This window comes from Lacticaseibacillus sp. 22, from assembly GCF_055413445.1.
Genome location: NZ_JBVAYD010000010.1, coordinates 71,595 through 78,892 on the forward strand (window position 1 = coordinate 71,595; position 7,298 = coordinate 78,892).

The 7,298-nt window shown below is 47.6% G+C and carries 8 protein-coding genes; 1 reads left to right on the forward strand and 7 read right to left on the reverse strand.

Going from position 1 to position 7,298, the window contains the following annotated elements; translation table 11 throughout:
• Positions 1 to 57: 57 nt before the first annotated feature.
• Together ACWP87_RS06895 and miaA are read right to left on the reverse strand one after the other, a co-directional pair.
• Positions 58 to 1,320, reverse strand: a complete 1,263-nt coding sequence (locus ACWP87_RS06895) for a methionine gamma-lyase family protein (RefSeq protein WP_005684412.1) — start codon at positions 1,318 to 1,320, stop codon at positions 58 to 60.
• Positions 1,304 to 2,263 (reverse strand): tRNA (adenosine(37)-N6)-dimethylallyltransferase MiaA, encoded by a 960-nt coding sequence (gene miaA / locus ACWP87_RS06900; protein ID WP_005684413.1) that lies wholly within the window; start codon positions 2,261 to 2,263, stop codon positions 1,304 to 1,306. Before miaA ends, ACWP87_RS06895 begins: the two co-directional genes overlap by 17 nt.
• A gap of 68 nt (positions 2,264 to 2,331) precedes the next feature.
• On the opposite strand from miaA, the gene ACWP87_RS06905 reads away from it, so the two are divergent.
• Entirely contained in the window at positions 2,332 to 2,511 is a 180-nt protein-coding gene (locus tag ACWP87_RS06905) for a DUF3042 family protein (RefSeq protein ID WP_005684414.1), read from the forward strand.
• A 73-nt stretch (positions 2,512 to 2,584) separates the two neighbouring features.
• On the opposite strand, the gene ACWP87_RS06910 is transcribed toward ACWP87_RS06905, so the two are convergent.
• From ACWP87_RS06910 to ACWP87_RS06930, 5 genes are all read right to left on the reverse strand, one after another.
• Positions 2,585 to 2,992: a rhodanese-like domain-containing protein gene (locus ACWP87_RS06910; RefSeq protein ID WP_005684415.1), complete on the reverse strand. Its 408-nt coding sequence runs from the start codon at positions 2,990 to 2,992 to the stop codon at positions 2,585 to 2,587.
• Between the two features lie 21 nt (positions 2,993 to 3,013).
• Positions 3,014 to 3,976 (reverse strand): ROK family glucokinase, encoded by a 963-nt coding sequence (locus ACWP87_RS06915; RefSeq protein ID WP_005684416.1) that lies wholly within the window; start codon positions 3,974 to 3,976, stop codon positions 3,014 to 3,016.
• Positions 3,969 to 4,223: a YqgQ family protein gene (locus ACWP87_RS06920; protein WP_005684417.1), complete on the reverse strand. Its 255-nt coding sequence runs from the start codon at positions 4,221 to 4,223 to the stop codon at positions 3,969 to 3,971. The genes ACWP87_RS06915 and ACWP87_RS06920 overlap by 8 nt, the downstream gene beginning before the upstream one ends.
• Positions 4,220 to 4,909 (reverse strand): rhomboid family intramembrane serine protease, encoded by a 690-nt coding sequence (locus ACWP87_RS06925; RefSeq protein WP_005684418.1) that lies wholly within the window; start codon positions 4,907 to 4,909, stop codon positions 4,220 to 4,222. Before ACWP87_RS06925 ends, ACWP87_RS06920 begins: the two co-directional genes overlap by 4 nt.
• Positions 4,910 to 5,092: 183 nt before the next feature.
• Positions 5,093 to 7,219, reverse strand: coding sequence for a peptidoglycan D,D-transpeptidase FtsI family protein (locus ACWP87_RS06930; protein WP_005684420.1), 2,127 nt, complete (start codon positions 7,217 to 7,219; stop codon positions 5,093 to 5,095).
• Positions 7,220 to 7,298 lie beyond the last annotated feature (79 nt).

Genomic DNA, 7,298 nt, shown 5'->3' on the forward strand with positions numbered 1-7,298 from the left:
CAGCCTGCGCAATTTATTGCAAGGCTGGAATCGTTTTTTAGTGTCCTGTGTTTTATATTAGTCAGCTTTGTCAAAGAAGGTCGATTGAGCCGCGCCCATCGTTGCAAGTTTAATGTGGGCGTAGGTTAACCCACCTTGCAGATAAAGCGTGTACGGTGGTCGCAGTGGGCCATCACCGGAAAATTCGATTGTCGAGCCCGCAACAAATGTACCGCCAGCCATGATGACTTCATCTTCATAACCAGCCATTTTCTCGGGAATCGGGGTGACGAAACTGTCAACCGGCGAATTGGCCTGAACCGCCTTGGCAAACTTGATCATGTCGTCACGATTGCCGAAATTAACGGTTTGAATTAAATCCGTCCGCGGGGCATCCCATTTTGGTGAAACGTCTAGGCCAAGTTTGGCAAACAAGGCTGCTTCAAAAATAGCACCTTTAATGGCATTGCCCGTGGTTTGCGGCGAAATGAAAAAGCCTTGATACATGTCAGCCAGCGCGCCAACCGTTGCACCTTCTGCACCGCCGAGGCCTGGCACCGTGAACCGGTAGCTAATGCGCTCAATCAGATCTTGCTTGCCGACAATATAGCCACCGGTCTTGGCCATGCCGCCGCCAGCATTCTTGAATAGCGATCCCGCCATAACGTCGGCGCCGACCTCAAGCGGTTCCTTGGTTTCCGAGAACTCACCATACGCATTGTCGACAAAAATCCAGACGTTTGGCAACACACTGCGAACCACCTTGATCATCGCTGCGATTTGGTCAACCGTAAACGAATCCCGAGTTGCATAGCCGCGTGAACGCTGAATAGCCACTACCTTGGTTTTCGCATTAAGCCGGGCTTTAACCGCCTCGTTATCAACCGCACCATCTGGCAAAAGATCGACATAATCAACGCCAATCCCGTATTCTTTAGGACTCCCAATGCCATTGCCTGCCAGCCCAAGTACTTCTTGCAACGTATCATAAGGTTTGCCGGTAATATAGAGAATCTCGTCACCGGGACGCACCAACCCCAGCAAAGCTACCCCAATGGCATGAGTGCCAGATACAAACTGTGGGCGTACTAACGCGTCTTCACCGCCCAAAACGTCAGCGTAAATCTCTTCAAGCACATCGCGCCCTTCATCGTTGTGCCCATAGCCGGTCGAACCGGTTAGATAGCTCTCAGCAACATGGTGTTTTTGGAAACTGGTAAGAACCTTGTCCTGATTTTCTAAAATGCGGCCATCAATTGCGGCCAGTTGCGGTGCAATTTGCGTATCGACTTCTTTAACCATTTTTAATAATGCGGGATCAAATTTATCTGTCCAACTCATGTTTTTCTCCTTTAGCCGGTTGCTTTAGCCAATCACGAACCAAAGCAACGACAGCAGTCTTTTCTTCTGGATGGGCAACCAAGTCAAACCAATGTGTTGGCATCTGGTTGCGAAAATAGGTCAGTTGGCGCTTGGCAAAATGACGTGAATGCTGTTTAATCAAGGCCACACAGGTTGCTAAATCAGCTTGCCCGCGAAAGTACGGGATCAATTCTTTGTAGCCAATTGCCTGCAGCGCCTGCGCATCCGGGGGAACCGTTTTTAGCAGGTTGGCGACTTCATTTTCTAAGCCTGCTGCCATCATAGTATCCACGCGCGCATTAATCCGGTCGTACAAAACAGGGCGTGCTGTCGTCAAACCGATCACCAACGTCTCATAGCGTGGTTGCGGCTGCGGCTGCTCGGAAAAGCGCGTACCTGTCAATTCGATGACTTCTAAGGCCCGAATCACCCGGCGCGTATTTGCCGATTCAATTTGGTTAGCTGCCACTGGATCTTGCTGCTGCAACTGCTCCCACAACCAGTGTTCGCCATTTTCTGCCAATGCTGCCTGCCAACGCTGACGGACTGCAGTCGGCGGTGCCTTGCCACCCAGCGGTAAATTCAGGCGCAAACTGTTAAGGTAAAAGCCGGTGCCGCCAACTAAAATCGGCAGGTGGCGCCGACTGCTGACGTCCGTGATGGCTGCCTCAGCTGCGGCTTTAAACTTAGCAACTGAATAGGCCATCTGCGGATCCACAATATTAAGAAGATGGTGCGGAATGCCGCCCATTTCATCAGGCATGATTTTAGCTGTGCCGATATTCATATGCCGATAAATTTGATACGCATCACCATTAATGACTTCGCCTTGCAGTTGTTGAGCCAAGTAGATGCCAAGATCGCTTTTACCTACTGCGGTCGGTCCAACAATCATCACAATGCGGTTAGCCGGTTTATCCATTTCATTAAGCTCCATGAGTATAGTATAATTACAGTAGTATCACAGATCACCAATCAGGGGGGATTTTCATGAAACATAAATTTGCACGTGGCTTTTTCGTCGGCTCGCTCATGACTATTGGCGCTGTTGCCGGCAGTGTTTTCGCCTTCAAGAAAAATTATATCGAACCTGTTGAAACCAAGGTTGACGAAATCAACGAAAATCGGCGCAAAGCCAATCGTAAACGTTTTTCGGCCCACCAAGGCTAAACCATTGATTGATCATTTTTACCAAAAAAGCAATCGACTTGAGCGATTGCTTTTTTTGCTGTCTATGTACGGACTAATAATTAGTCGGACTTTTTTTGATTTTGCCTGACCAATTATCATAGCCGCCTTTTAACCAGCTGATTTTTTCAAAGCCGTTTTTACGTAATCGGCGTGCTGCTCGCAACGACAGTACACCCGTCTTGTCGTATAGATAAACCGGCAGATCTTTGCGCATTTCACCTAGCCGTTCCCGCAGTTGGGTATATGGCAGGTCACGTGCCCCCAGAATATGGCCGGCTTTGAATTCGTTACGTTCACGCAAATCAATAATCTGAGCCTTACGCATGGTGTGTTCGAATGTTTCCGGACTGATTTCGCCGCCGATTGCTTTAAACTTCGACTTTTGGTAGTAACTCCACAGCCAGCTAAAGCCCCAGTAAATTAAGAATAATCCAACAATGATCAGTAAATAAGTTAACACGTCTCTGACTCCTTCTTCCGCTTACTTCAGTGCCAAGCTTGCAGCACCGATAACGCCAGCTGTATTCCCCAGTGTCGCCAACCGCAAACTAGTAGTTTCACGAACATTCGGGAAGGTGTTTTCTTTGAAGTACTTGTCGACTCGCGTCAGCAAGAATTCACCGGCCGCGGAGACACCGCCGCCGATAACGATGAATTTCGGATTCAAAAGATTGCCGACATTGGCCAAAGCCAAACCGAGGTAAAAAGAAACCCGATCCACAATCATCAACGCCAGACGATCGCCTTCCTTGGCCAAGTCGAAAACAATTTTGCTCGAAATCTCATCGCCATCGTCCAAGGTTTCTTTTAACTTAGAGTCGCCGGCAAATTCTTCTGCCATGTCACGCGCAACTCGAACTACACCGGTCGCACTGGCAACTGTTTCAAGGCAACCACGTTTACCACAGGTGCAAAGATAGCCATTAACCGGATCAACGGTAACATGGCCTAGCTCACCACCGGAACCGGCAACACCATGCAAGAGCTCGCCATTGGCAATAATCCCGCCACCAACACCGGTACCCAGCGTGACAAACGTGACATCAGGATCGTTTTCACCGGCGCCTTTCCAGCGCTCACCTAACGCCGCAACATTGGCGTCATTATCCACGCTAAACGGAATGCCGGTCCCTGATTCGATTATTTTTCTGGCTTGCTGCAAGGTTTTCCAGTTTAGGTTGTAAGCACCGATAATTGTGCCCGCCTCACTGTCCACTGATCCAGGCGAACCCATGCCAATACCGACAAAATCAGCCGGGGTCATCTTGTATAAATCCAGATGTTCATTAATAGATGTAACAATGTCCGGTAAAATATGGCTGCCTTCATCCAAAATATTGGTGTCAATACTCCACCTTTGTTGAATCTCGCCATCCTGCGTTAAAATGGCAAATTTTACGGTCGTCCCGCCTAAGTCGACGCCAATCAATTTTTGGTCATTCATGTTGATCATTCCTCCGTTGATCCGAATGCAACGGCAATTCATGATTTAAAGGATCCCGTTCTTCCTGTTCATGTGCATGACGCAGCACAATTTTTGCATTCAGATACACCTTATCATCAATCAATTTTGCCTGATGCAAGCGGTCTAATTCAAGTGCCGCAAGTTCAATATCCCAAACACGTTTACCAACATGGATATACGTGCCAAAACCTTTTAATAATTGCAAGACATCATAGTAAGTTTTCATACGATTCCGCGCTGAATTCCAAATAAAAGCAAAGCAACCAATCCAAAGATCAAGGTTATCGTAGAGGCCAGTCGCCGGCCGGTGCTCATGCGACCCAATGCTGGCGCTCCTAACATCCCGGCAGCCAAGAACCCGCCAAGCAAGCCGCCGATGTGCCCATAAATATCAACGCCGCTTGAAAACAAATTAAACGCCAGGTTCAAAACCACGAGCAGCAAAAACTGCCGTGCCAGCTGACGAATAACCGGATTCTCCCGGTAAGTATCCCCTAACATCAAGCACGCACCTAACAAGCCGAAAATTGCTGTACTGGCGCCAGCTGCCAACGTATTGGGACTGAACGCAAAGCTCGCAACATTACCGGCAAATCCGGCAATGAAATACAGCAAGAAAAAGCGCCAGTGACCAAATAACCTTTCTGTCATTTGGCCTAGGAAGTATAACGAGAATCCATTCATTAAAATGTGCGTCAAGCCGATATGCACAAATACCGGCGTGATCAAGCGCCACCATTGGCCGTACAAAATCAGCGGATTGGCCCGCGCCCCATATGTCACCAAAACAGCATTGTTAGTGCTGCCACCTGAAAGTGTCTCTAGAATGAAGACCAAAATGGTAACCGCCAAAATGCCGTTCGTCACATAGGCTGAATTTTGAAAGCGAGAGCGCCAGTTTGCGTAATTCATTAAATTCCTTTCTAACTTCACTGCAATAGCAGCAAGTGCGTTTCTGACTGCCGAATAGTTGGCTTATATCGCTAAAAAAACAACAGGTGAACCTGTTGTTTTTCCCCGCCACCGCTGACCATCAATCTTCTTTGGTCATGTCTTGTAGTAGTTTAGCATTTTTTGCACACGCTGCCAACAGCGTTAACCGTTGACTGTCTTTTGATGAATCGAGTAGCCCTTATCTTCTTTAATGTCATTCATCTTGTAGAAGTCGCTAAACATTTCCTTAGCAATTTGTAACTGGTACGGCGTGGTTGTTTCCGCCTTTAGGTTCGGAATAATGACAGCAATCGCGATTTTAGGGTTCTTGGCCGGGGCATAACCAACAAAACTTTCAGTAATGGTTTCGGTTAATGCCGAGTCGTCTGATTCGCGCGCAAAGCCTTGCGCAGTACCGGTCTTACCGGCAACGCCTGGATTAAGCGTATTTAAGGAAGTCGCGGTGGTCCAACCATTCGTACCATGGACAACCTGCCACATACCTTGCTTGACCAAATCAATTTGGGCCTGCGTATTTTCGATTTTCGAGGTCACCGATGGCTGTGTGGAACTCAGCACCGGCCCTTTGCTGCCATCGCTTAACGTTTGGCTGATACTGTTAACCAAATAAGGCCGCATCCGATAACCGTTATTGGCGATTGCGCTGATATATTGCAGCATTTGAATCAATGTATAGTTATCGTAGTTTCCGTATGACAAGTCCAAAGCCGACCCGACCAGCAAATTACCCGAAGAATCATGGGTTTTCCCTTCCAACCCGGCAATTTCACCGGGAAGATCAATTCCGGTCTTGATACCTAAGCCAAACTGACTGAAATAACCGCGCATTTTGGTGAAAATGTTGTCGTCCATTTTCAGATAATTGTTCGGCGAATAGGCATAGTGACCTTCTTTCATGGCCAGCCACATCATATAAATGTTACTGGAAACTTCCAAGGCCGAGGCAGCATCCAGTGAGCTGAAAGTGCCAACTGGATAAACTGACTTCTTCACTGGGGTTGCAGGCAGATAAATCGGGGTATCTTCCTGGGTATTATGCTCAACACTAATAACGCCATCTTGAAGTGCCCCTAGCACAGTTGCCCCTTTGACCGCTGACCCGACAACAAAAGCGCGGTTAATAACCCCCAGTGCATCGTCTTCAACTTTTTTGGTCTTAACATCCTGATGTTGCCCGGCCATCGCTAGAATCCGACCGGTGTTAGGATCCATCGCTACCGCATAAGCCCCATCGGATAATCCGCCTGCGCCAGCCGAACGAATCGAACTGAAGGTGTCTTCAAGCGCTTTTTCGACCTTCTTTTGATATTCGGAATCAATTGTCAGATTCAGGTTAGCGCCTTGTTGACCTTTAAATTTCGACACTGACTGAACAATCTGATTGTCATTGCCAATTTCAACTTGGGTCTGACTCTTTGACCCCTTCAAAACATTCTCGTATGCCTTTTCCAGATAACTGGTTCCGACACGATCATTACGCGCGTAACCGTTAGCCAGATAAGCCTGCAACTCGTCAGCCGGCAACCCGCTTTTTTCATTGGATACCCGGCCAATGATGGAGGTCATTGACGTACCGTTGGGATAGGCCCGTTCCCAATCGGTGCCTAAATTAACCCCTGGCATTTGCGTCAGACGTTCACCCACAACTGCAACTTCATGTGCCGTTACATTCTGGTTTTTAAGATAGACAGTCGATAGTTGGGTGGCACCGTTCATAATCTTGTAAAGACCGGCTGCCTCTTTTTCAATTGGGGTCAACGTTGGCATATGTTTGCGGACATAGGCGACTTGATATTTATACAATTCATCGGACTTTGATGACGGTAGATCCTGAATTTTTTTAGGTAACTGCTTCGTCACCTGCTTGGCAATCTTGGTTCGCGCCAAATAGTAATCAATGTAATCACGCTTAGTCAGATTCTCGGCCGGCTTGTCAATTAACTTGGCCAGTTGATTGGCGATCTCGTACATCTGCTGCGATTTGGTACCCACACTTTTGGTATAAGTAATCGCATTATTGGCTTTATTGGTCACCAATGCTCGGCCTTTACTATCAAAAATCAAGCCCCGCGGCACATTCCCGGTCACCACGGTTTTATTCGTTCGATCGACTTCGGCAGCTAATCGCGGGCCATTTAAAATCTGCAAATAAGCCAGTTGGGCAACTAAGGCCGCTAGCAAAAGAAACGCAATGAAAAATAATAAGTTTAAGCGAAACGGAATGCGACTCTTATTCCGCTTCGGCTGCGGTGTACGAATGTACTTCACCTAAAATTGCTCCTTCGAAATTTCTATCTTTTAAAGTGTAGCAAAGAACCCGCCAAAACGCTATGTGTCTTATGATATG